Source organism: Mycobacterium sp. 4858 (assembly GCF_900240975.1).
Classification (GTDB): Bacteria; Actinomycetota; Actinomycetes; order Mycobacteriales; family Mycobacteriaceae; genus Mycobacterium.
Window position 1 is genome coordinate 2,525,461 of the sequence record NZ_LT968776.1, and the last position, 24,175, is coordinate 2,549,635.

Annotated in this window: 23 protein-coding genes; 12 read left to right on the forward strand and 11 right to left on the reverse strand. The window is 68.6% G+C overall.

From position 1 onward, the window contains the following. Positions 1 to 33 precede the first annotated feature (33 nt). Entirely contained in the window at positions 34 to 1,293 is a 1,260-nt protein-coding gene (serS, locus tag C1737_RS20360; RefSeq protein ID WP_102419312.1) for a serine--tRNA ligase, read from the forward strand. 183 nt (positions 1,294 to 1,476) lie between these two features. Here the strand turns inward: serS and C1737_RS20365 are convergent, their stop codons facing one another. Further along, complete coding sequence (locus tag C1737_RS20365) at positions 1,477 to 2,217, reverse strand: helix-turn-helix domain-containing protein (protein WP_102419313.1); 741 nt, start codon at positions 2,215 to 2,217, stop codon at positions 1,477 to 1,479. Between the two features lie 55 nt (positions 2,218 to 2,272). Here C1737_RS20365 and C1737_RS20370 point away from each other — a divergent pair, with 55 nt between their 5' ends. After that, positions 2,273 to 2,842, forward strand: a complete 570-nt coding sequence (locus C1737_RS20370) for a class I SAM-dependent methyltransferase (protein WP_102419314.1) — start codon at positions 2,273 to 2,275, stop codon at positions 2,840 to 2,842. Here the strand turns inward: C1737_RS20370 and C1737_RS26915 are convergent. After that, a complete protein-coding gene (locus tag C1737_RS26915) occupies positions 2,829 to 3,014 on the reverse strand; it encodes a hypothetical protein (RefSeq protein WP_199182881.1) in 186 nt (61 codons plus the stop codon). The two genes, C1737_RS20370 and C1737_RS26915, sit on opposite strands and share 14 nt — an antisense overlap. Positions 3,015 to 3,076: 62 nt before the next feature. After that, a complete protein-coding gene (locus tag C1737_RS26920; RefSeq protein WP_199182883.1) occupies positions 3,077 to 3,403 on the reverse strand; it encodes a carboxymuconolactone decarboxylase family protein in 327 nt (108 codons plus the stop codon). A gap of 91 nt (positions 3,404 to 3,494) precedes the next feature. On the opposite strand from C1737_RS26920, the gene C1737_RS20380 reads away from it, so the two are divergent. Beyond that, entirely contained in the window at positions 3,495 to 3,764 is a 270-nt protein-coding gene (locus tag C1737_RS20380) for a helix-turn-helix domain-containing protein (protein ID WP_067925844.1), read from the forward strand. Here the strand turns inward: C1737_RS20380 and C1737_RS20385 are convergent. Further along, positions 3,761 to 4,246, reverse strand: a complete 486-nt coding sequence (locus C1737_RS20385; RefSeq protein WP_068056562.1) for a DUF2834 domain-containing protein — start codon at positions 4,244 to 4,246, stop codon at positions 3,761 to 3,763. The two genes, C1737_RS20380 and C1737_RS20385, sit on opposite strands and share 4 nt — an antisense overlap. A 70-nt stretch (positions 4,247 to 4,316) precedes the next feature. Between C1737_RS20385 and C1737_RS20390 the strand changes: the two genes are divergently transcribed. The 4 genes from C1737_RS20390 (at position 4,317) to C1737_RS20405 (ending at position 11,407) form a co-directional block, all read left to right on the forward strand. Further along, positions 4,317 to 4,937, forward strand: coding sequence for a TetR/AcrR family transcriptional regulator (locus C1737_RS20390; protein WP_102419315.1), 621 nt, complete (start codon positions 4,317 to 4,319; stop codon positions 4,935 to 4,937). Positions 4,938 to 5,001: 64 nt separating this feature from the next. Beyond that, positions 5,002 to 6,564, forward strand: coding sequence for an NAD(P)/FAD-dependent oxidoreductase (locus C1737_RS20395; RefSeq protein WP_102420043.1), 1,563 nt, complete (start codon positions 5,002 to 5,004; stop codon positions 6,562 to 6,564). A gap of 168 nt (positions 6,565 to 6,732) precedes the next feature. Next, the gene (locus tag C1737_RS20400) at positions 6,733 to 8,175 is read left to right on the forward strand and encodes a condensation domain-containing protein (protein WP_068096607.1); all 1,443 of its coding nucleotides are present in this window, start codon (positions 6,733 to 6,735) and stop codon (positions 8,173 to 8,175) included. Positions 8,176 to 8,188: 13 nt separating this feature from the next. After that, entirely contained in the window at positions 8,189 to 11,407 is a 3,219-nt protein-coding gene (locus tag C1737_RS20405) for an RND family transporter (protein WP_102419316.1), read from the forward strand. 6 nt (positions 11,408 to 11,413) lie between these two features. On the opposite strand, the gene C1737_RS20410 is transcribed toward C1737_RS20405, so the two are convergent. Further along, entirely contained in the window at positions 11,414 to 12,505 is a 1,092-nt protein-coding gene (locus C1737_RS20410; RefSeq protein WP_369807541.1) for a PE-PPE domain-containing protein, read from the reverse strand. A 41-nt stretch (positions 12,506 to 12,546) separates the two neighbouring features. Next, the gene (locus tag C1737_RS20415) at positions 12,547 to 13,269 is read right to left on the reverse strand and encodes a GAP family protein (protein ID WP_102419317.1); all 723 of its coding nucleotides are present in this window, start codon (positions 13,267 to 13,269) and stop codon (positions 12,547 to 12,549) included. A 441-nt stretch (positions 13,270 to 13,710) separates the two neighbouring features. On the opposite strand from C1737_RS20415, the gene C1737_RS20420 reads away from it, so the two are divergent. Continuing rightward, entirely contained in the window at positions 13,711 to 15,141 is a 1,431-nt protein-coding gene (locus C1737_RS20420) for a condensation domain-containing protein (protein WP_102419318.1), read from the forward strand. Here C1737_RS20420 and C1737_RS20425 read toward each other — a convergent pair. The 3 genes from C1737_RS20425 to C1737_RS20435 form a co-directional block, all read right to left on the reverse strand. Then, complete coding sequence (locus C1737_RS20425; protein WP_067922066.1) at positions 15,124 to 15,459, reverse strand: hypothetical protein; 336 nt, start codon at positions 15,457 to 15,459, stop codon at positions 15,124 to 15,126. The two genes, C1737_RS20420 and C1737_RS20425, sit on opposite strands and share 18 nt — an antisense overlap. Beyond that, positions 15,456 to 17,006 (reverse strand): MBL fold metallo-hydrolase, encoded by a 1,551-nt coding sequence (locus C1737_RS20430; RefSeq protein ID WP_067922075.1) that lies wholly within the window; start codon positions 17,004 to 17,006, stop codon positions 15,456 to 15,458. Before C1737_RS20430 ends, C1737_RS20425 begins: the two co-directional genes overlap by 4 nt. Before the next feature lie 61 nt (positions 17,007 to 17,067). Beyond that, entirely contained in the window at positions 17,068 to 17,811 is a 744-nt protein-coding gene (locus C1737_RS20435) for a phosphotransferase (protein ID WP_102419319.1), read from the reverse strand. A gap of 61 nt (positions 17,812 to 17,872) precedes the next feature. Here C1737_RS20435 and C1737_RS20440 point away from each other — a divergent pair, with 61 nt between their 5' ends. The 4 genes from C1737_RS20440 to C1737_RS20455 are packed head-to-tail and all read left to right on the forward strand — an operon-like array spanning position 17,873 to position 21,052. Then, a complete protein-coding gene (locus C1737_RS20440) occupies positions 17,873 to 18,640 on the forward strand; it encodes a 1-acyl-sn-glycerol-3-phosphate acyltransferase (protein ID WP_102419320.1) in 768 nt (255 codons plus the stop codon). A 6-nt stretch (positions 18,641 to 18,646) separates the two neighbouring features. Further along, on the forward strand, positions 18,647 to 19,402 hold the full coding sequence (locus tag C1737_RS20445) for a 1-acyl-sn-glycerol-3-phosphate acyltransferase (protein WP_102419321.1): 756 nt from the start codon (positions 18,647 to 18,649) through the stop codon (positions 19,400 to 19,402). 14 nt (positions 19,403 to 19,416) lie between these two features. Beyond that, positions 19,417 to 20,202 carry a 1-acyl-sn-glycerol-3-phosphate acyltransferase gene (locus C1737_RS20450; RefSeq protein ID WP_102419322.1) on the forward strand — a complete coding sequence of 262 codons (786 nt, stop codon included), beginning with the start codon at positions 19,417 to 19,419 and terminating at the stop codon, positions 20,200 to 20,202. Positions 20,203 to 20,236: 34 nt separating this feature from the next. Next, positions 20,237 to 21,052, forward strand: coding sequence for an HAD family hydrolase (locus tag C1737_RS20455; protein WP_102419323.1), 816 nt, complete (start codon positions 20,237 to 20,239; stop codon positions 21,050 to 21,052). A gap of 10 nt (positions 21,053 to 21,062) precedes the next feature. Here the strand turns inward: C1737_RS20455 and C1737_RS20460 are convergent, their stop codons facing one another. Continuing rightward, a complete protein-coding gene (locus C1737_RS20460; protein WP_199182885.1) occupies positions 21,063 to 22,697 on the reverse strand; it encodes an LGFP repeat-containing protein in 1,635 nt (544 codons plus the stop codon). Between the two features lie 131 nt (positions 22,698 to 22,828). Next, positions 22,829 to 23,914, reverse strand: a complete 1,086-nt coding sequence (locus C1737_RS20465) for a PirG (protein WP_199182886.1) — start codon at positions 23,912 to 23,914, stop codon at positions 22,829 to 22,831. Between the last annotated feature and the right edge of the window lie 261 nt (positions 23,915 to 24,175).

Consider the following 24,175-nt stretch of genomic DNA (forward strand, 5'->3'; position numbering starts at 1 on the left):
CCGGCCCGGAAGTGAAAAAGTAGTCTCAGGGCCGTGATCGACCTGAAGCTGCTCCGGGAAGACCCCGACGCCGTGCGCCGCTCCCAGCTCAGCCGTGGGGAGGACCCGGCGCTGGTCGACGCCCTGCTGCAGGCCGACACCGCCCGCCGGGCGGCGATCTCGTCGGCGGACGCGCTGCGCGCGGAACAGAAATCCGCCAGCAAGAGCGTCGGCTCCGCGTCGCCCGAGGAGCGCCCGGCCAGGCTGGCGCGCGCCAAGGAGCTGGCCGAGCAGGTCAAGGCCGCCGAAGCCGAGCAGGCCGAGGCCGAGGCGGCGTTCACCGCGGCGCACATGGCGATCTCCAACGTCGTCATCGAGGGGGTGCCCGCCGGCGGGGAAGACGACTATCGCGTCCTCGACGTCGTGGGCGAACCAGCGGCCATCGACAACCCGAAAGACCACCTCGAGCTCGGCGAATCCCTGGGACTCATCGACATGCAGCGGGGCGCCAAGGTGTCGGGATCGCGCTTCTACTTCCTGACCGGCCGGGGCGCGCTGCTGCAGCTGGGGCTGCTGCAGCTGGCGCTGCGCCTGGCCGTCGACAACGGCTTCATCCCGATGATCCCGCCGGTGTTGGTGCGCCCGGAGGTGATGGCCGGCACCGGTTTCCTGGGCGCCCACGCCGACGAGATCTACCGGGTGGAGGTCGACGACCTCTATCTGGTCGGCACCTCCGAGGTGCCGCTGGCGGGCTACCACGCCGACGAGATCCTGGACCTGTCCGACGGGCCGCTGCGCTACGCGGGCTGGTCGTCGTGCTTCCGGCGGGAGGCGGGCAGCTACGGCAAGGACACCCGCGGCATCATCCGGGTGCATCAGTTCGACAAGGTCGAGGGGTTCGTCTACTGCACCCCCGCCGAGGCCGAGGCCGAACACGAACGGCTGCTCGGCTGGCAACGCGAGATGCTGGCCCGCATCGGGGTGCCGTATCGGGTGATCGATGTCGCCGCGGGCGATCTCGGCTCGTCGGCCGCGCGCAAGTTCGACTGCGAGGCCTGGGTTCCGACGCAGGGCACCTACCGCGAGCTGACGTCGACGTCGAACTGCACCACCTTCCAGGCGCGCCGGCTGGCGACGCGCTACCGCGACGAGGGCGGCAAGCCGCAGACCGCGGCCACGCTCAACGGCACGCTGGGCACCACCCGGTGGCTGGTCGCGATCCTGGAGAACCACCAGCAGCCCGACGGCAGCGTGCGGGTGCCCGACGCGCTGGTGCCGTTCGTGGGCACCGAGCTGTTGGAGCCGGCCGGCTAGTGGCGATCGCAAGCGCGGCGTAGCCGGGCGCAGCGGGTCGCCATCATTGGCTAGTGGCGATCGCAAGCGCGGCGTAGCCGGGCGCGGCGGGTCGCCATCATTGGCTAGTGGCGATCGCAAGCGCGGCGTAGCCGGGCGCTGGGGGTGCCCCCGCGGAGCTGGGGGACGGGTCGCCATCATTGGCTAGAGACGCCGGGCGCCCGGGGTGTGCCCGAATGCCCGCCGATAGGTGTCGATGAAGGCGCTCGGTGTGGCCCAACCGCATTCGGAGGCCACCGATGTCACATCGCGGCGCTCGGTGAGCAGCACCAGGGCGTGCTGCAGCCGCAGCTGGGTACGCCACTGCGGAAACGTCATCGCCAGCTCCTCGCGGAACAGGCGGCTCAGCGTGCGCTGGCCCACGCCGATCCGATCGCCGATCTGCCGCAACGTCAACGGTTCGCGCAGATGATCGGCGATCAGCGCGCACGCGTCCCGCAGCCGGCCGTCGACGGGGGTGGGAATCCACAGTGGCTCAACGGCGCTCGTCGCCTGCAACTGATCGTGCAGCACGGCCAGCATCCGGTGGTGCTCGCCGGTGTCGGTTGCGCCGGTTCGCGAGCAGGCGATGATGAGTTCGCGCATCAACGGGTTGACCGCCAGCACGGCCGGTGCGCCGGGGCCGCGGCGATAGCGACCGGGATCCAGTGCGACGCCGTGAAATTGCGTGTGGCCGTGGAACTTGTGCTCATGCCAGCACCCCGCCGGTATCCAGATGGCCCGATTCGCAGGCGTGATCCAGGTTCCCGCCGGTGTGGTGACCGAGACCGCACCCGAGGACGGGTAGACGATCTGGTGCAAGGGATGGCGGTGCCGCTCGATCCGGGCACCCGGCGGCAGAGCCAGCGACGATGTCGCCGACCCGTGATGGCTGATTTCCGACATAAGTCGGCAAGATATCGGAAGTGCGCCTTCCTCAGGTGCGCCTAACGTCGTGGTTATGGGAATGAATCTTTTGCACCGGCGCCGATGTAGCTCGGCGGCCTGGCAGAAAGCGGTGGCGGGGCGGCTGTTGCCCTGGGCGTTGGACGGCGTCGAATTAGGTTCGCGGACTTTGGAAATCGGCCCGGGTTATGGGGCGACGACGCGCGCCTTGCTGGACAGGGCCGATTCGCTCACCGCCGTCGAGGTCGACGCCGCGATGGCCGACCGCCTCGAGCGCCGCTACGGCGACCGGGCCCGCATCATCCACGGCGACGGCGCGGACACCGGGCTGCCCGCCGATCACTTCACCTCGGTCGTGTGCTTCACCATGCTGCACCACGTGCCGAGCGCCGAACTGCAGAACCGGCTCTTCGCCGAGGCGTCCCGGGTGCTGCGGCCGGGTGGGGTGTTCGCCGGCAGCGACGGTGTACCTTCGCTGTCCTTCCGGCTGCTGCACATCGCCGACACCTACAACCCGATCGCGCCCGCTGATCTGGGCGCGCGGTTGCGCAACGCGGGATTCGTCGATGTCCAGATCCACCCCTCAGGTGGGCGGCAACGGTGGCGTGCCGTCAAACCGACCTGAAGGTGGGGCTGCCCGCCTCGAGCGGGACCCGGGCGGCACGCGCGGTGAAGCTGATCGCGTGATACCAGCCGCACAGCATCGTGAGGTCGAGGATCTGGCTTTCGTCGAATTCGGCGCGCAGCGCCATCCAGAGGGCATCGTCGATGTCTCGACGGTCGTAGAGCGAATCCACGGCACGGACGAGTAGGCGATCTCGCTCGGCCGTCCAGCACGGATCGTCGGCGTCGCCGTGGGTCAGGGAGTGGATCTGCGTGCGATCGAGGCGGGCCTTGTCCGCGAAAACGCGACGTGCACGCCCCATTCGTACTCGCAGCCGCAGCGAGCGCAGGTGCGATCGATCACGATCTCGCGGTCGCGAAGGGACAGCGACAACGCGCGGCTCAGCTCGTAACCGCCCCAGCGCGTCATGGCCTCGGCCATCGGCATGTTGCGCACCACGACGCGAAACAGGGCGATGGGCGGCACGTCCGGCGGCATCATCTTCTGCAGTAGGGCCGCCACCGCGGCCTCGTATGGCGGGTCGAGGGCGTCGATGCGAGGCGTTACTATTTCCGTAACCATGGACAGGAAAGCTACGTTACGGAATCCGAAACGTCAATCGGTGGCTCGACCGGGGCGCCCCGTGCGGGGGTCGACAACCGGGCGGCCACTCATGGCGGCCCTCGACCTCCTCGGGCGGCGCTGGTCGCTGCGGATCCTGTGGGAGCTTCGCGACGGACCGCTGGGGGCGAGGTCGTTGCGGGAGCGCTGCGACGGGATGTCTCCCAGCGTCTTGTATGACCGTCTCGGCGAACTGTCGGACGCGGGCCTGGTCGTCCAGCGCGACGATCAGTCTTACGAGCTCAGCGAAGCCGGCCGGTCGTTGGGCGAGGCGCTCGATCCCCTCGACCGGTGGGCCCGGCGCTGGGCGGACGGAAACTAGGCGTCCACCGTCTCGCGGGCTTGTTGGTGCCGGCGCTGCCGCTCCATGGTGGCGAAATAGAAGGCGAACCCGAACGTGAAGCTGGTGAAAAGGCTCGACACAAAGAACAGCCACGGGTGCTTCAGCCCGCGGCGGTAACCGTCCACGATGGTAAACAGCGGCAGCAGAATGACATTCGCGATCGTGTAATCCTGGCTGGCGGAGTCCGCGGCGGGATTGGTGAACATCAGCCTGATGTATTCGGCCCAGCTGCCGTGCTCGCCCCACAACGGATTGGTGGACCCGTGCGAGTACTGCTGGACGTAGGTGATGTTGAAGTACCAGCCCAGGACCACCGAGCCGATGCCGATGACGTAGTACAGGCATTCCAGCGGGGTGAACAGCGGCCCGCCGGCCGGCCGGGCGAACACCTTCGAGTTCGAGGCGACGATCCAGCCGATGACACCGAACCCGAGCACTGCATGCACAAGAAGCGAGACCATGGGCGCAGTCTCACCCCGAAGCCAAAGTTTTGTCAATACTGACAAAAGGTGGTTGCGGTACCTTACTTGCATGGTCAGGCCGGCGCAGACGGTGCGCAGCGAGCGCACGCGGGAGGCGTTGGTCCAGGCGGCCATGGTCCGGTTCCTCGCCCAGGGCGTCGAGGAGACGTCGGCCGAGCAGATCGCGGCGGACGCCGGGGTGTCGCTGCGGACGTTCTATCGGCACTTCAAGTCCAAGCACGATCTGCTGTTTGCCGACTACACCGGGCTGAACTGGTTTCGGGCCGCACTGGACGCCCGGCCCGCCGACGAGGCGATCATCGATTCGGTGCAGTCGGCCATCTTCTCGTTCCCCTATGACGTTGAGGCCGTGACGAAAATCGCCGCACTGCGGGGCGGCGAGCTCGACCCCGGCCGCATCGTGCGCCACATGCAGGAGGTCCAGGCCGACTTCGCGGGTGTCATCGAGACGCAGTTGCATCGGCGTAGCTGTACGACCGCCGGGACGCTGGACGGGCGATTGCGTGCCGCGGTGATCGCGCGCTGCATCGCGGCGGGCGTCTTCGGTGCGATGGAGTTCTGGATGCTGGGCGACGACCGGTCGCTGGGCGAACTGGCGCGGATGTGTCACGCGGCGCTGGAGTCGTTGCGCGCGGGCATCACCGACGCCTGGACCACCGACCGCGGATAAAAGTTTCGTCATAATTGACAAAACTTCGGCGCCGTGTCAGCCTCCTCTCGTGGAGGGCAGGAACATGACACGGTATGACGCGATAGTTATCGGTGCGGGACACAACGGCCTGGCGGCGGCGGTGCTGCTGCAGAAGGCGGGCTTGCGCACGGTGTGCCTGGATTCCAAGCTCTACGCCGGCGGGATGGCGTCAACGGTGGAGCTTTTCGACGGGTATCGGTTCGAGATCGCCGGTTCGGTGCAGTTCCCCACCTCGAAGGTGGTGGTCGACGAACTCGGCCTGGACACCCTGCCGACGATCGACCTGGACGTGATGTCGGTGGCGGTGCGCGGCGTCGGTGACGACCCGCTGATCCAGTACAGCGACCCCGTCAAGCTGTTCACCCACCTCAACGAGGTGCACGGGGCGGACGCGGTCAACGGGATGGCGGGCCTGATGGCCTGGAGCCAGGCTCCGACGCGGGCGCTGGGCCGGTTCGAGGCGGGGACGCAGCCCAAGACGTATGACGAGATGTATGCCTGCGCGACAAACGAATTCGAACGCTCGGCGATCGACGACATGCTGTTCGGGTCGGTCACCGACGTGCTGGACCGCTATCTGCCCGACCGCGAGAAGCACGGTGCGCTGCGCGGCTCGATGACCGTGCTGGCGGTCAACACCCTCTATCGCGGGCCGGAAACCCCGGGCAGCGCCGCCGCGCTGGCCTTCGGGTTGGGCGTCCCCGACGGCGACACCATGCAGATGAAGAAGTTGCGCGGCGGCATCGGGGCGCTCACCGCGCACCTGGGCGAACTGCTGGAAAGCCACGGCGGCGAAGTCCGGCTGCGGACCAAGGTGACCGAGATCGTGGTCACCGACGGGCGGGTGGCCGGGGTGCGCACCGAGGGCGGTGAGGAGCTGACCGCCCCGATCGTCGTCTCCGGTATCGCGCCCGATTTCACCCTCAACGAGCTGATCGACCCCGCCCTGCTGCCCGGTGACATCCGCGAGCGGTACGCCAAGACCGACCACCGGGGCAGTTACCTGCAGATGCACTTCGCGCTCGAAGAAGCGCCTGCGTTCGCCGCGCCCTACGAGGCGCTCAACGATCCGGCCATGCAGGCGTCGATCGGCCTGTTCTGCACGCCCGAGGAGGTCCAGCGGCAGTGGGAGGACGCGCGGCGCGGGATCGTCCCGGCCGACCCGACCGTCGTGCTGCAGATCCCCACCCAGAACGACCCCGACCTGGCGCCCGCGGGCAAGCACGCCGCCTCGGCGTTCGCCTTGTGGTTCCCGATCGAGGGCGACGCCGATTACGGCGAGGCGAAGGTCGAAATGGGTCAGCGGGTGATCGACAAGATCACCCGGTTGGCGCCGAACTTCGAGCGCAGCATCATCCGGCACACCACCTTCACGCCCAAGCACATGGGCGTGATGTTCGGCGCGCCCGGGGGCGACTACTGCCACGGACTGCTCAACCCCGACCAGATCGGGCCGAACCGGCCCGGCCCGAAGGGCTTTCGCGGCCAGCCGATACCGATCGAGGGGTTGTACCTGGGCAGCGCGGGCTGCCACGGCGGACCGGGCATCACGTTCATCCCCGGCTACAATGCGGCCCGACAGGCGCTCGCCGACCGCACGGCCTGACGGTCGGGCCGGCGCAGCCGGCGGCACGCCGTACCAAGCGGCCCACGACGACGCGGGCTAGGCTACCCACCGAACCTCAGCACACCGGTGTTCGGCGGATCCCCCCGATACGCAGTCAGCTGCCGTTCTCCGCGCAGAGCCGTCGGTGCTGAAGCACGGGAGGTAGCAGTGCGGATCGGCCCCTTGGACGTCTCCACGGTCGACGAGTGGGCGCCGGCTCCCGGCACATTGTTCTCGTGGCACCCGTCGCCCGCCGCGCGCGAGAGGGCCGTCGCGGCACCGGCGAGCGCCGTGCCGCCCAGCTACGTGCAGGCCCGGCACCTGCGGAGCCTGCGCGAACAGGCCGCCCGCGGCCTGGACCATTCGCGGCTGCTGATCGCGTCGGTCGAGGTGTCGGGCCGCTGCGACCTGCGGGCCATGACCTACGTCATCAATGCGCACCTGCGCAGGCACGAGACCTACCGGAGCTGGTTCGAGTACCACGACGCCGACCACATCGTGCGGCACACCCTCGACGACCCGGCGGACATCGAGTTCGTCCCCACCGAACACGGCGAGGTGACCGGCGCGCGGCTGCGGGAGCACATAGTGTCCACCCCCGATTCGCTGCAGTGGGATTGCTTCAGCTTCGGGGTGATTCAGCGCCCGGACCGCTTCACCTTCTACGCCAGCATCGATCACCTGCACGCCGACGGCCAGTTCGTCGGGATGGGACTCCTGGAGTTCCGGACCATGTACGCCGAGCTGACCGCGGGAAATCCGCCGGTCGAGCTGCCGCCGGCCGGCAGCTATGCCGACTACTGCCTACGGCAACGCGACTACACCGCGGGCCTGACCGTCGACTCGCCCGAGGTGCGGGAGTGGATCGACTTCGCCGAACTCAACGGCGGGACGTTCCCGGCGTTCCCGCTTGCCCTCGGCGACCCCTCCGCGCCCTGCGCCGGTGACCTGTTGGGCGTGACCCTGTTGGACGAGGAACAGACGCATCGATTCGAAACCGCCTGTGTGGCGGCCGGCGCCCGGTTCGTCGGCGGGATGTTCGCGTGCCTGGCTCTCGCCGTTCACGAGTTGACCGGAGCCGGAACGTATTTCGCCATCACCCCGAAAGACACCCGCAGCACGCAGGCCGACTTCACGACGCAGGGGTGGTTCACCGGGCAGATCCCGGTCACCGTTCCCGTCGCCGGATCATCGTTCAACGCCATGGCACGAAGCGCCCAGGCGTCCTTCGACTCCGGCGCGGACCTCGCGAGGGTCCCGTTCGAACGGGTCGTGGAACTACAGCCCTCGCTGCGCAGGCCCCCGCCGTTGTTCTCGCTGGTGAACTTCTTTGACGCGCAAGCCAATCCGCTGTCGATGATGACCAAGTTGTTCGAGGGCCTGACCGTCGGCGCACACAGTGACGGCAGGGTCACCTACCCGCTCAGCACCATGGTGGGGCGGTTCGACGAGACCGGGGCGAGCGTGTTGTTTCCCGACCATCCGGTGGCCCGAAATAACGTCACCCGGTATCTGGGTGCCATAAAATCCGTGTGCGTCCGCATCGCCGACGGCGGGGCGGCGGAGCGTGCGCGTAACGTCGCCGGCCGCGACCGGCAGGCGACGCATTGACGCTCGAAGCAGAATGCGGTTTTCAATGTCACTAGCGAAGACTGGCCGGGACGACCCGGTGGGCGTCTTCCCCCGCCTCGGGCGCCTCGTCGGGCGAAGGCCGTGGCTGGTGATCGGCGTCTGGATCGCGCTTGCGGGCATCCTCGCGCTGACCGCGCCGTCGCTGGAAGAGATCTCCCAGCAACACCCGGTCGCCATCCTGCCGTCCGACGCGCCGGTGCTGGCCGCCACCCGCACCATGAACGCCGCTTTCGGCGAGGCCGGGTTGCAGAGCATCGCCGTGGTGGTGCTCAGCGACGCCAAAGGCTTGACCGCGGCCGACGAAGGCACCTACCGCAAACTCACCGAGGCCCTGCGCCGCGACACCCGAGACGTGGCGATGCTGCAGGATTTCCTGGCCACGCCGCCGCTGCGTGAACTGCTGACCAGCAAGGACCACCAGGCCTGGATGCTGCCCGTCGGCCTGCCCGGCGATCTGGGCTCCCCGCAATCCAAGCGGGCGTACGCGCGGGTGGCCGAGATCGTGCGGCAGACCGTGGCCGGGTCTACGCTGACGGCCAACCTGACCGGGCCCGCGTCCACCGTCGCCGACCTGAACGTCACCGGCCAGCGGGACAGGACGCGGATCGAGCTCGCGATCGTCGTGCTCTTGTTCGTCATCCTGTTCGTCATCTACCGCAACCCGGTCACGATGGTGCTGCCGTTGCTGACCATAGGCATGTCCGCGGTGGTGGCCCAGCGGTTGGTGGCCCTGGTCGGGCTGGCCGGCCTGGGCATCGCCAACCAGACCGTCATCTTCATGAGCGGGATGATGGTCGGCGCCGGAACGGATTACGCCGTCTTCCTGATCAGCCGCTACCACGACTACGTGCGCCAGGGCGTGGACTCCGACCAGGCGGTCGTCAAGGCGTTGGCGTCCATCGGCAAGGTGATCGCCGCCTCGGCGGCCACCGTCGCGGTCACGTTTCTCGGAATGATCTTCACCCAGTTGGGAATTCTGCGGACGGTCGGGCCGGTGCTGGGCATCTCGGTGGCCGTCGTCTTCTTCGCCGCAATCACGCTGCTGCCCGCGCTGCTGGTGCTCGCCGGGCGCCGCGGCTGGATCGCGCCGCGCGGCGATCTCAGCCGTAGCTTCTGGCGGCGGTCGGGCATCAACATCGTGCGGCGGCCCAAGGCCCACCTACTGGCCAGCGCGCTGGTGCTGGTGATCCTGGCCGGGTGCGCGGGGCTGGCCCGGTACAACTACGACGACCGCAAGGCCCTACCGGGCAACGTGGAAAGTTCGGTCGGCTACGCCGCGCTGGAAAAACACTTCTCGACCAACCTGATCGTCCCCGAGTACTTGTTCATCTCCTCGCCGCAGGACCTGCGCACGGCGAAGGCCCTCGCCGACCTCGAGCAGATGGCGCAACGGGTCAGCCAGGTGCCGGGCGTCGCGATGGTCCGGGGCATCACCCGGCCCACCGGGCAATCGCTGGAGCAGGCCAAAACCTCATGGCAGGCCGGCGAAGTCGGCGACAAGCTGGACGCGGGTTCCAGGCAAATCGTCGACCATACCGGCGATCTCGATCGGCTCGCGGGTGGCGCCAACCTGATGGCGGGCCGGCTCGGCGACGTACGGACCCAGGTCAATCAGGCCGTGTCAGCGGTCGGCGGCATGGTCGACGCCCTGGCGGCCTTGCAGAACATCTTCGGCGGGAACCGGGCGCTGGCCGAACTCGATGGCGCCGAACGGCTCGTCAACGGCATGCGTTCGCTCGGCGATGCCATCGGCGCCAACGCCAACTTCGTTGCCGACAACTCTGATTGGGCCCATCCGGTGCTGGGGGCGCTGGACAACAGCCCCATGTGCAGCGCCGAGCCCGCCTGCGTCAACGCGCGCGACGAATTACAGCGGCTGGTGACGGCGCGCGACGACGGAACACTGGGCAAGATTTCGGAGCTGGCCCGCCAGTTGCGGGCGACCCAGGCCGTGCAGACCCTCGCGGCAACGGTTTCCGGGTTGCGCCGGGCGTTGTCCACCGTCATCGGCGCGATGGGCTCGCTGGGGATGGGCGGCCCGGGCGGCATGCGGGCGAAGATCACCTTCCTGCAGCAGGGGACCAACACACTCGCGGACGGCAGCCGCCAATTGGCCGACGGTGTGCAGCAATTGGTCGACCAGGTCAAGAAGATGGGCTTCGGGATGGGCGAGGCGTCCGCGTTCCTGCTGTCCATGAAGAACGAGGCGACGACGCCGGCGATGGCCGGCTTCTACATCCCGGCGCAGGCGTTGTCGTATGCCACCGGTGAGGGCGGCAAGCCCGGGGCGTTGCCGGGCGGAGTGCAGGGCCTGCTCGGGGGCATGAGCGCCGACCAGCTGAAAAGGCTTGCCGGCGCGTTCGTTTCGCCCGACGGCCATGCGATGCGGTACTTGATCCAGACCAACCTCGATCCGTTCAGCACCGCGGCGATGGACCAGGTGGACGCGATCAGGGCCGCCGCGCAGGGCGCCCAGCCCAATACCACGCTGGCCGATGCCAGGGTATCGGTGGTGGGGTTGCCCGTCGTGCTCAAGGAGACGCGCGACTACTACGATCACGATCTGCGATTCATCATCGCGATGACCGTCTGCGTGGTGCTGCTGATCCTGATCGCCCTGCTGCGCGCGGTCGTCGCGCCGCTGTATCTGATCGGGACGGTGATCGTCTCGTACATGTCGGCCCTCGGCATCGGCGTCATCGTCTTCCAACTGATCTTGGGCCAGGAATTGCATTGGAGCGTGCCGGGTTTGACGTTCGTCATTCTGGTGGCGGTCGGGGCCGACTACAACATGCTGCTCATCTCCCGGCTGCGGGAGGAGTCCGCATCGGGAATGCGCTCGGGTGTCATCCGAACCGTGTCCTCGACGGGCGGGGTGATCACCGCGGCGGGCCTGATCATGGCCGCGTCGATGTACGGCCTGGTGTTCGCCAGCCTGTCCACCGTGGTCCAGGGCGGTTTCGTGCTGGGCACGGGTCTGCTGCTGGATACGTTTTTGCTGCGGACGGTGACGGTGCCCGCGATCGCCGTCCTGGTCGGGCGGGCGAACTGGTGGCGGCCATCGCTGCGGGCGGCCGCGGGACGATGGTCGTTGCGGCAGCACCGCGGCCCGGTCAAACGCAAGCCGCTGCTGCCCGACGAAGCGAAGTCACCGGCGTGGACGGCCGAGCAGCTGGTCGGCTTTTCGCCGCACGACGGGCTCAGGCTCTAGCCGGCACTACTTCTTGGCTTTGACCACGGCGCGGACGAGCTTCGGCAGCAGACCCTTGCCGCCCCTGCCGAGCCCGGGCCCCGGGGTGATGGTTCGGGCCAGGTTGGCGACCGCGAACGAGTTGGTGGCCAGGTTGATTCCGGCGCTCGCACCGCGGACGGGCCAGGAGACGGCGGAGATGATCGTCGGGATGTGGGCGAGGCCGTTGATCATCTGGACGGGGTCGTGCGCGGGGCCCGGGTCGTAGGCCCTGTCGATCAACGGCCGCAGCGCCGCGTCGATCGGGCCGACCGCCTCGGGGGGCATGCCCGCCCCGTCGACCAGCGCCCGGGCCAGCGGCAGCTCGGCGTTACGGATGAAATACGTCGTCGACGTGGCGCCCAGGCTGTTGGTCGTCCTCTTGACGTCCCACGGCGCGACGCGGGAGGGGTCGGAGAACGCCGTGGCGGTGTGGCCGTAATATCCCCCGGCCGCAACGGCATTCAGGTCGGCCAGCAGATTGCCGGGGTGGTTGGGTGGGTCGGAGAACGGGTCGTACTGGCCGACGATGTTGATCGTGTCGTACTGGCTCTCCACCGGAGCCGGGACCGTGTAGTCGATGATCGGCACATGCGTCCCCGGCCCGAACGCCTGATAGAGCAGGTTGTTGGGGTTGCCGGCCTTGATGAACGTGAGCTGATTCGGCGGCGGTGCGGTCGGATCGTGCGCCAGGCGCGCCTGCTCGCGGTCGAGCGCCAGCGTGCCCTGGGACAGGCCGGCCACCGAGATGGGACCTTCGGTGTTGCGGATCGCGGCGTCGAGGTTGTTCGCCCCGGTGTTCACGGAGCTGTTGACGGTCGGCGAATTCAGCCCGGTGACCGGCCAGAAGCTGCCGGGATAGGGCACGACGCGCCGGACGGCGGCGGGACTGTAATAGTTCTCGTCGATCTGCGGCTGCATCGACGGGTCGAAGTGATACAGCGACCTGAGCGGGCCATACGGGGAGGGCTCCGTTCCGGGCACTATCAGCGCGGTGTCGGCGCCGGCGACGCCGTCATCGAAAACCGTTGTGCACGTCAGCATTCCCACGGCGACGGCCCCGACGAGCAGTTTGTTCACGAACTCTCCTCGGGCCTGTCGGTCGAGCTATAGCAGGGATGCTACCCCGCGCCGGCGCCGGTCAGTCCGAGGACGAGCATGAAGCAGCCGCCTGCCGCGACCAGGACGGCGACGTCGCGGTGGCCGCGGGATCGCAGCCAGGTTTGCAGCGCGGCCATGGCGGCCCGCGTCTTCTGCGGCGCGGCCAGGTAACCGATCAGGGGGATCTCGGCCACGGTGAATGCCACCAGGTTGAAGGCCAGCAGGGCCTGAACCTGGGCGACCGGGGCGGCATGCGAGGCCAGGATGGCCGCCATCGAGCCCATGTAGTTCGCCGACGGCAGCGACGCGCCCATCCCGCTGACCGCCGCCACGGTGAGGGAGTCGCCGCGCAAGAACACGCGTGCGCGGTCGGCCAGCCGCTGCCGGGCGTTCGGCGCCGCCCGATCCAGCAGGACAAGGCCTCCGCCACCGCCGGCCGCCGCGTCGACGGGGCGGGCGACCCTGCGCAGTGACCAACTCGTGAACAACACCAGCGCGATCAGCAAAGCGACCACCCCGGAAGCGATCTGGACCTCCGCGACGCTCAGATGGCCCACGACCGGCGCGGCCCGCAGGACGAAGAGCACCACGAGACCAGCGCCGACCCCCAGGGCGAATCCCCCGCACAAGAACACCAGCAGCTGCAAGAGCGGGCGCCGCCTGCTGAGCAGCAGGATCACCAAGCCGAGCCGTATCGGTTCGAAGATCACCGAGCCGGCCAACACCAGCACGGTGATCCACATGCTGGGCAACCGTACCGGACGCGGCCCGGGCCCGTCCGGAAACCCGCCCGGCCGACACCGTCAGCCGCTGAACTCCCGCGGGGACGGCAAATCTCGGTACCTTGTGTTCAGTCGGGCGTAATTCAGGCGTAACGCCCCACGGGGTTTCACAGCGCGGCTCCCAGCCAGAGCGGTTATGCTGAAGTTTCCCGCAGCTGAACCTGCGGCTGGAGAAATCCTGGGGGCGGCCGGACCTGCCGGTTCGGTGCCCGCCGTTATTTGGTGTCCACCAAAGGGTTTCGTGGAGGAGCGTGACCACGTTCAGCCGCGGCCAGCAGCGGGCGCGCCGGCAGCTCGGCTCCGTGGCATCGGCGCGGACGGTAGGTTGCCGGAAGCATCGCTTGGTGGGCCGCTCAGCTTGGGCTATGCCGAGCCGAATAGCGCGGAGGTGCAGGGTTTTCAGTGTTTGGCATAACGACACTCCGGGACTGGACACCGCAAGCAAGCCCCGTCGTCTGCTGGCATGCTTCCCCCGCAGCGAAGGCGAAAGCCGCAGAAGCGCCGGTCAGCCCGGTGCCACCCAGCTATCAGCAAACGCAACATCTTCGGCGCTACCGCGATCACGCCGCCCGGGGCCTGGACATGTCGCGCTTGATGATCTTCACCTGGGACGTCCCGGGCCGCTGTGACATCCGCGCGATGAATTACGCGGTCAACGCGCACATCCGTCGACACGACACGTACCACAGCTGGTTCGAGTACCGCGATGCGCGCCATATCGTGCGGCACACGATCGCCGACCCGGCAGACATCGAACTGGTCCCGATGGAGCACGGGCGACTGACGCCGGAGGAGTTGCGCGAGCACATCTCCACCCCGCAACCGCTGCAGTGGGACTGCTTCTTCTTCGGGGTGGTGCAGGGCGACGATCACTTCACCTTCTACGCGAGCATCGCCCACCTGTGCGTCGACCCGATGATCGTCGGCGTCCTCTTCACGGAGATCCACCTGATGTACGCGGCCCTGGTCGGCGGCGACGCACCGGTCGACCTCCCGGAGGCCGGCCGGTACGGGGATTACTGCGTCCGGCAGCGGGAGGAGATGGACGCGTTGACGGCCGACTCCCCCGAGGTGCGCGCATGGATGGATTTCGCCTCCGGCAACGGTGGCACGCTGCCGTACTTTCCGCTACCCCTCGGCGACCTCGCGGTGCCCTACGCCGGAAAGCTCGTCACCGAGACGCTGCTGGACGAGCGGCAGACGGAGCGGTTCGAGCGGGCCTGCGTCGCCGCGGGCGCTCGGTTCAGCGGCGGGGTGTTCGGTTGCGCCGGCCTCACGCACCGTCACTTGACCGGCGCTGATTCGTTTTCCGTGGTGACCACCACCGACACGCGCAGGACGCCGACGGAATTGATGACGACGGGCTGGTTCACCGGCTTGGTTCCGGTCACCGTCGGCGTCGGTGCGGGCCTGTTCGAGGACGCGGCGCGCTCCGCGCAGACGTCCTTCGACTCTGGCATCGAATTGGCGATCGTGCCGTTCGACCGGGTGCTGGAGCTGGCGCCCCCGGAGGCCGGGCTGGGCAGGCCACGGCCCGGCAACTTCGTGATGTCTTTCCTGGACGCGAGCATCGCCCCACTGTCGTCAGTTGCCAACTCGGACTTGAACTTTCGGATCTACGACGAGGGCAGGGTCTCCCACCAGGTCTCCTTGTGGGTGATTCGCCTCCAGCACGAGACCAAGGTGACGGTGCTGTTCCCCGACAACCCGGCCGCCCGCGAATCGGTGGGCCGCTACATCGACGCGATGAGGTCGGCTTACGTCCGGGTCGCCGACGGCGGGCGCAGCCAGCCCTTTGCGCACACACGCGCGCCGCTATCCGCGCTGACTTAGCAACGCGTCCAGGAGTGCGGTGAACTCTTCCGGCCGTGCCGGCGTGAAGGCGGGCCGGGGCCGAATCCCCGGCACGTCCAAGGTGATCAACGTCGATTTGAACGGTCTGCCGACGTCCAGTGGCAGCCAGCGACGGAAGTCGGAGCTGCCCCAGATCCGGAACCGTTGGGTGAACAATCCCAGCCACTCGGCCTTGTATCCCCGGACGGTTTCCAGCGCAATGACTTTCGAGGTTCCCGAAGGAAAGTGGTAGCGGCGCAACGTGATCGCCGCACGGTCCAGCTGGACCAGGCCGTCGTCGTAGGACTGGCCGCTCATGCCCGTGAACTTCGCAGCTGGTGGCCCCGCGCGGTCAGGCAGTGCCCGTCGTCCAATCGCCACTGCCAGCCATGCAGGTTGCAGGTCAACGTGTTGCCCTCGACCACACCGAATTTCGAGAGGTCGGCCTTCAGATGTGGGCAGCGCCGCTGGATTTCCCAGCCGTCCAGCGTGACCGACGACGAATCGTCGTGCGTCTCGGCGAACCAACCGTCGGCGTAGGCGATCCGTTCGTCGGTCAGGCACTTGAAGAACGTGTACAGGTATTCGTTGTAGCCGCCGACGCGCCACGCCCGGAACCGGGTGGACAAGAAGATGGTGTTGACCCAGTCCGGTTCCCGGTCGCGCAGCACGGTGCGGACCAGCTCCGGCGCGATGGCGAACCCGTAGCGGAACTTCTCGTCGGGAACGGGTTCGCGCACCGCACGTTTCGGGAAGTCGAGGACGACGGTCTCCGGCCCGATCACGAGTTCGACGGGATAGCCGATCCCGTCGCAGATCTCGTCGCTCTGCGACATGATCGGCTCGAACAGCGCGCGCAGCTGCTCGAGCAGCGGCTCTCCGGCGGCGGGGGCCCAGCTCGCCCGCTCCGCGGCGACGACGGGCGCCATCCGCTCGGCGTAGTCGGCGATGTAGCCCTGTTTCCCGGTGGTGAAGATCGCCTCGACCTGGTCATCGGGCAGCGGGTGGCGCAGCGAGTTCAAGGCGGTGCCGGCGAAGTCCGCGGTGGAGCCGGGGATCATCAGCAGGCCACCGTCGTGCCCGTGGCCGCGCATCTGGTCGAGGAACACCATCTGGTCCGGAAAGATGTTGGCCGCATCGTCGTGGTCGTCGTTGAGATGACGCAGCTCGGGGTCCAGGAAGCAGGGCGGCCCCGCCGACGGGATGACCCACGTCGCGCCCACCTGGGCGATGTACTGGCGGGCCCGGTCCATCTGCCGCTGCCGCTTCTGGACACCGAACGACTCCTTGGCGCGGGCCGGCATGTCGTAGACCATCGGGTACCAGATCGCGCCGGAGTACTGCAGCATGTGCACGTCGATGCGACCGAACGCCGACTCCAGCACGTCCAGGTCGACCGGCCGGGCATCGTTCATGTTGAAAGCCGTTGTCTCGCCGTCGGAAACCACCAGAGCGGAATCACCGAGCGGACCGTCGGCCGGCGCCCGCAGGGCGATGATCATGACGTCGAGGTCGCCCTTCGGGCCGCTGATCCGGTGCTTGACCGAGGTGGTGGTCTCGAAGAACCGGTGGAAACCCAGCTCTTGCAGCGCGTTTCGCAGGTCGGGGACCGGGAAGTCGGGCAGCAGCACCACCGCGTCCTTGTTTACGTGCTCGGCCAGGTTCTTGGGGTCGAAGTGATCCTTGTGCAGGTGCGAGACATAGAGATAGTCGCAGTCGCCGAGCCTGTCCCAGTCCAGCCCGCTGTTGTCGGGGAACGGGAACCACGACGCGAAGTACGCGGGATTGACCCAGGGGTCGCAGAGGATGCGGCCCGCGGGGGTCTCGATCAGAAATCCGGCGTGACCTACGCTGGTGACCTGCACAAACACCTTCCTGGGTCCGTAGCGGCCCCATGGCCGGGTAACGGTTTTCCAGCCCCCGAGCTTAGCGCGAGGTGGCATCGCCGGCCTGCCACAGCCGTCGGTAGAAGTCGATGCGTTCGGGATCCGGCTCGACTCCGTAGGCGGCGAAGAATTCCGTGTCCCAGGCCCGGCCTGGGAAATTCCAGCCCAGTGACAGGGTCGCGACCGCGAGGTCGGCCCACCGGTCGGCCACACCGAGGTCGCCGAGGTCGACGTATCCGCAGTAGCGGCCGCGCTCGTCGATCAGGATGTTGGGTGCGCACGCATCGCCGTGGCAGACCACCAGTCGGTCGATGGGCGGTTGGCCGCCCAAGCCCGAAGCCGCGGCGGGTGGCAACGTGGCCAGTCGGGTGGCCACGGACCAGTCGAAGGGGCAGGACGACACCGGCAGCCGGTCGTGCAACGTGCGCAGGCCGACGCCGATCGCCCGCACCGCGAGTTCGGGTGTGGCGCGAAGGCGGGGATGCACGGCCGATACGCCGGCTAGTCCCCGGGTGCGCAGCCAGGCGCTGCGCCCGTCGACGCCGGCGCCCAGCACCGGCGGCACCGTCACGTACTTGCCCGCCCAGCGCAGGCGGGCCGCTTCGCCGGCAAAGTCGGCGGCGCGGGCGTCGGCGACCTTGACGAACTCGGCTTCGGCGTCGTCAGTGCCGATCCGGAAAGTCACACCGCCGATTTCGTTGACCCAGACGGCGCGCACCGCTCGGCCGGCGGCAAACTGGCGGACGATCGCGGGTGGCGGAACGGGTGACGCCGGGAAGGTCAAGGGACCGCCTCTTTTCGGCATGTCGGGTGACTCACAGCCGGGAGCACTAGGCTGATCAGCTGTGGAACCGGTATACGGGACTGTCATTCAACTTGCCCGCTTGACTTGGCGATTACAGGGTCTCAAGATCACCGTCGCGGGCGTCGAAAACCTGCCCAAGAGCGGTGGGGCGGTCATCGCCATCAACCACACCGGCTACCTCGACTTCACGTTCGCGGGCCTGCCCGCCTACCGGCAGGGTCTGGGCCGCAAGGTGCGGTTCATGGCCAAGCAGGAAGTGTTCGACCACAAGATCACCGGGCCGATCATGCGCAGCCTGCGGCACATCTCCGTGAACCGGCAGGACGGCGCCGCCTCCTACGAGGAGGCGGTGAGGAATCTCAAGGACGGCGAGCTGGTCGGCGTCTATCCGGAAGCCACCATCAGCCGCAGCTTCGAGATCAAGGAATTCAAGTCGGGGGCCGCCAGGATGGCGGTCGAGGCGGGGGTGCCGATCGTTCCGGTGATCGTTTGGGGCGCGCAGCGCATCTGGACCAAGGGCCACCCCAAGAAGTTGCTGCGCCCGAAGGTGCCGATCATCGTGCTCGTCGGTGAGCCGATCGCACCGACGCTGGGCGTCGAGGAATTGAAGGGGCCGTTGCACTCGCGGATGCAACACCTGCTGGAGCGGGCCCAGGAAATGTACGGGCCGCATCCGGCCGGGGAGTTCTGGGTGCCGCGCCGGCTGGGCGGCAGCGCCCCGTCGCTGGCCGAAGCCGCCCGGATGGACGCCGAGGAGGCGGCCGCTCGCGCGGCTCGCCGCGCTCGACCCGCGGGAGCGCCGGAGTAGCAATCGATGGTGGAGCCCGTCTTCCGCACGCTCGAGATCCTGGCTCGGCTGGTGGTCGTCGCCACCGACACCCAGATCTCGTACGGAGGCGAGGAACACATCCCCGGCACCGGTGGCGCCGTGATCGCGATCAACCACACCAGCTATGTCGACTTCCTGCCCGCCGCGCTGGCCGTCCATCGCCGGGGTCGCCGGCTCAGGTTCATGATCAAGGCCGAGATGCAGCAGGTGAAGATCGTCAACTTCCTGATCAAGCACACCCGGACCATTCCGGTGGACCGGGGAGCGGGGGCCGGCGCGTACGCGGTGGCCGTGCGGCGGCTGCGCGAGGGCGAGCTGGTCGGGGTGTACCCGGAGGCCACCATCAGCCGCAGCTTCGAGCTCAAGGAATTCAAGTCGGGCGCCGCCCGAATGGCGATCGAAGCGGACGTCCCGATCGTTCCGCTGATCGTCTGGGGTGCGCACCGGATCTGGACCAAGGACCACCCGCGCAACGTGGGCCGCGCCAAGGTACCGATTAGTGTGCAGGTGGGCGCGCCGGTGTGGGCGGCCGAAGACATCGCGCGGACCGACGCCGCGCTGCGCGAATCGATGACCACGCTGCTGCACCAGGTGCAACGGGGCTACCCGCACGAACCCGGGGCGTATTGGACGCCGCGCCGGCTGGGCGGAGGAGCACCGACCATCGCGGAGGCCGCCCGGATGGAGGCAGACGAGGCCGCGGCACGGGCCGCCGGTCGCAGTGGACGGCCGTCGCGGTAGGCGAAGGAGAAGACATGCCCGAGGGGTTTTACCGGTTGTGCGAGTGGATCGTTCCGCCGATGGTCGCGGCGCAGGGGACGACGTTCACCTATCGAGGCCTGGAGAACATCCCCGAGCGCGGCGGCGCGCTGTTGGCCCAGAACCACACCAGCTACCTCGACTGGCTGCCGACGCTCCTCGCCGTGCGGGAACGGCGCCGGCGCGCCTACTTCATGATCAAGGCGGAGATGGCAGAGGTGAAGGCGGTCAACTACGTGATCAACCACGCTCGGCTGATCCCGGTGGACCGCAGGAGCGGGCACGACGCGCTCGAGGTGGCCGTACAGCGCCTGCGGGAGGGCGAGCTCATCGGGATGCACCCCGAAGCCACGATCAGCCGTAGCTTCGAGCTTCGCGAGTTCAAGACCGGCGCGGCCCGGATGGCGCTGGACGCGCAGGTGCCGATCGTTCCGATCGTCGTCTGGGGTGCCCATCGGATCTGGCCCAAGGATCATCCGAAGAAGGTGTGGCGCAACAAGGTTCCGATCACCGTCGCCGCGGGGCGGCCGCTGCCGCCGCAGGGCACGCCCGAGCAGCTCAACGCGGTGCTGCGCGGGGCGATGAACGAGTTGCTGTACCGGGTGCAGGAGGAGTACCCGCATCCCGAAGGAGAGTTCTGGGTGCCGCGACGGCTCGGCGGCGCCGCGCCCACCCAGGAGGATTCGCGGGCGATCCGCCTGTCGGAGTTGCAGGCCCGGATGCAGAAGTACGGCACCGACGGCGTGACCCGACCGGGACAGAACCAGAGCGGCGTCCATTGATCAGACCGGTGAGCTGCGAAGGCGGGCCGTCCCGATGACCCTGCCGGCGCTCATAGCCTGCGACGTCGACGGCACCCTGTTCGACGACAACGAGACCATCACCCCGCGCACCCGCGATGCCGTGCGCGCGGCCGTCGCCGCCGGCGCGACGTTCGTCGTGGCGACCGGCCGGCCACCCCGGTGGATACGCCCCGTCGTCGACGCGCTCGGCTTCGCGCCGATCGCGGTGTGCGCCAACGGTGCCGTCATCTACGACCCTTCGGCCGACCGGGTGGTGTCGACGCGCACGCTGCCGGTCGACACCCTGGCGGAGCTGGCGGAGCTGGCGGCGCGCGTCATCCCGGGCGCGGGCCTGGCCGTGGAGCGCATCGGCGAGCGCGCCCACGACACGGCGACCCCCCAGTTCATCAGTTCGCCCGGCTACGAGCACGCCTGGCTGAACCCGGACAACACCGAGGTGTCGATCGAAGACCTGCTCAGCGCGCCGGCGATCAAACTGCTGATCCGCCGCAGCGGGGCCCGCAGCGCCGACATGGCGGCCGAACTGGCCAAGCATGTCGGCCTCGAGGGCGACATCACCTACTCCACCAACAACGGACTCGTGGAGATCGTGCCGCTGGGCACCAGCAAGGCCACCGGTGTCGACGAAATCGCCAGGCCCCTGCAGATCACCAGCGGGGAGGTGGTGGCGTTCGGCGACATGCCCAACGATCTGCCGATGCTGCGCTGGGCCGGCCATGGGGTAGCGATGGGGAATGCCCACCCCGAGGTGCTCGCCGCGGCGGACGAGGTCACCGCCGCCAACAACGATGACGGGGTGGGCCGGGTGCTGGAACGCTGGTGGCTCTAGCGTCTCGCCACTAGGTGGCGGAGGGGTGCGCGGGCAGCGAGAAATGTTCTGGCGCGACGGTCGGTCCGCTCGGTGATTGCGTTGTGAGCGGGGTCGTGATCCCCTCCGCGACCTCGGTGACGTTTCCGGTGAGCCGCTCGTAGTTCAGCGTGCCGTGTTGGAAGTTCTGCGTGATCTGCAGCGGCTCTTGAATTTCGGCGCTGGTCGGCAAGCCGAGCGGGCCGCGTTCGTAGCTCAGCGAGGCCCAGGCGTCGTAGATCGCGCCGGTGACGGGTTGGGCGCCGGTTTCGGGCGACCAGTACATCGCACCCCGGGCGAACGTCACGTACCGCGCGTCACCCTCCGCGCTGTCTTCCGGCGACGTCGGCGCGCCCAGCACGCTGTTCATGGCACCGATCGCCTGCCAATGGTCATAGATCGCGCCGCCCTGTAGCGCCTTGATCAGTTCCTCCGGGGGGTCGTTGAAATGCGACGCGACGTCGCGCACTTCGTCCATGAGCGCGTAGGCGGCGTTGCCCGGGCAATCGGTGTTGCCGACATCGCGGTGGGTGAAGATCGTCGGCAGCGTCGCGATCGAACCGGCCGCGAAGGTGGTGTAGTGGCTGCCCGCCGACTCCAATGCCACCGTGCCCTTGGGGTCGACGCCGTCGAGGCCCAGCCGCCAGCCGAGCAGCCGGCCCAGCGTGCGCAGCTGGATCGGCGTCGGCGGCACGTCGTCGAAATTGCCGATCATCGCCACACCCCAGGTGTTGCGGTTGAACCCGCCGGTGTGGAAGGCCTCGACCGCTTTGGTGAGCCCACCGGCGCTGCCCTCGAAGACCTGGCCGTATTTGTCGACCAGGGCGTTGTAGGCGATGTCGCACCAGCCCAGGGTCTTGCTGTGATAGGTGTAGATGGCTTTGACGATCCCGGCCGATTCCAGCGGCGAATAGTCGTTGCTGCCCGCGGTGTGGTGCACGACGGCGGCGCGAATCCCGTTGTCGTACTGCGGACTACCGCATCGCAGCGACTCGTCGGCGCCCCACTCCGCCCGGCTGATGATGGCGGGCGCCTGGCCGGGCATCAAGACTCCCGACGGCGGCGTCCATTGCTTCTTCGGCGGCGCTTGCGGCGGGGAGATGAGGATGGCGGAGATGTTCTGCCCGAAGGGTTGTTCCCGCGACGCTGGCTTGTAGCCGAGGCCGGTGCCGGTGGCGGGCGCGGGCGGCCCCTGGGTCACCGGCGCATCGATCGGCCGGGTGACCGCGATCTGGACGGTCGTGGTGGTGCCGACGAACACCGGATCGGTGCCCCGGGGCCCCTCGAGTGACCCGGCCGCCGTCGCCCCGTCGGGCGCCGCGGTCTCGTACTCGGTCTGATACCAGGGCCCCCACGAACCGTCGGGGTGTTTCGCCCGCACCCGGGTCGACGTGCCGGCCAGGTCGCCGGTGAGCGCGACGAGTGAAAACGGGGTGGCCTGGCTGATGTCGCGAACTGTGACGCCGCCGCCCAGCCCGATCAGCGGCTGTTCGGCCAGCTGGGTGCCGTGGGCGGGCGGCGGGTCGGCGGTGCCGCGATCGCGCGTCGTGTCCGCCACCCAGGAGACGATGACCACGGTCGCCGCGATGGCGGTGAGCAGCGTCGTCGGCCCGCGACTAGGAGACACCAGGCGATGTTACTTGTGTTTCTGATGTTAATGATGAGACGACACGAACTGGGCGGTGGGAATCTGGACAAAATCGACGGCACCGCAGAAAAATTCTGCGGTGCCGTCTGGTTGAAGGGTTCCCCGGAGGTCTAGACGGGAGGCAGGACCGGCGCCGCGCCCGCGGCGGCCGGCAACGCACCGGCAGCGCCGGCCGCGGCCGGCAGGGCACCCGCGGCGGCACCCGGCAGAGCGCCCGCGGCGCCCGGCAGGGCCCCCGCGGCGCCGGGCAAGGCCCCCGCGGCGGCCGGCAAGGCACCGGCCGCGCCCGGCAGCGCACCGGCCGCACCCGGGAGCGCGCCCGCGGCGCCTTGTTGCATGCCTTGCGTGATGGCCGGCATCACCAAGCCCTTGAGCAGGTCGATGGCCTGGCCCGCGCCCAGCTGGTTGGCCGCCTGCATGATGTCGTTGACCAGGCCACCACCGCCGCCGGAGCTCCCGCTGCCGCCGCCGAGGCCGGTCCCGCCGCCGACCGGCGAACCGTTACCGAAGGAGGACGGGTCACCGAGGATCGGGTAGGTGCCGTCGGCGCCGGGGTCCAGGCTGGCCGGTGCGGTGATCGGCACTTCGCCCGCCGCGGTCGGGCTACCGAGGCCCGGTGCCACGCCGGCCGGGCTGGTCAGCCCGGGGTTGGAGAGCGCCGGGTTGAGCCCGGCGCCCGGGGTTGCCACTCCGGCGCCCGGTGTGGTCGGCAGCGCGCCGGGCGCGGTGAGCCCCGGCGTTGTGGGTGCCAGGCCAGGGCTGGCCAGACCGGGGCTGGTCAAACCTGGGCTGGTGAGTCCCGGGCTGGTGAGTCCGGGGCTGGTCAACCCGGGGCTGGTCAGGCCAGGGCTGGTGAGCCCCGGCGTTCCCAGGCCCGGCGTGCCCAAGCCGGGGCTGGTCAGGCCCGGCGTGCCCAAGCCGGGGCTGGTCAGGCCCGGCGTGCTGGCCGCACCCCCGCCGAGCGCGGGAACCGGCGGCAGGTTGATGCCGAACTGCGACAACCCCTGCGACAGCGCGCCCATCAGCTCGCCGGGCAGGTCGGCCATCACGGCCGCCTGCTTGAAGTCGTGGTGTTCGGGCTGCTTGTTGCCGGCCGTCGATTCGTAGACAAGGAAGTATGCGCAAGGACTCGCCACTGCCACAGCGGCGACCGCGCTCATGGCTGTCGAAAGCTTGCGTCGGCGTCGGTTCGGCACGGAAGTCTCCTCAATCTGGACAACTCAATCTCAACTTGTTGTGTCGGTGTGGTCCGCCGTCCTTTGTCTTTCCTGGCGAGATCCACACAGAGTCGATGGTACGAGTGAGATTGCTGTGACTAGAGTGGTGATATTGAATCGTGAGGCAATTGCGCCCCCGACCGTGATCGCCGGGGCCGTAGCCTCCCGACGCCGCGTCATCGGCCCGAACGCGGATTGCTGGCCTCGCCAAATGGGTTAGGCCCACGCGGTCGGATACCC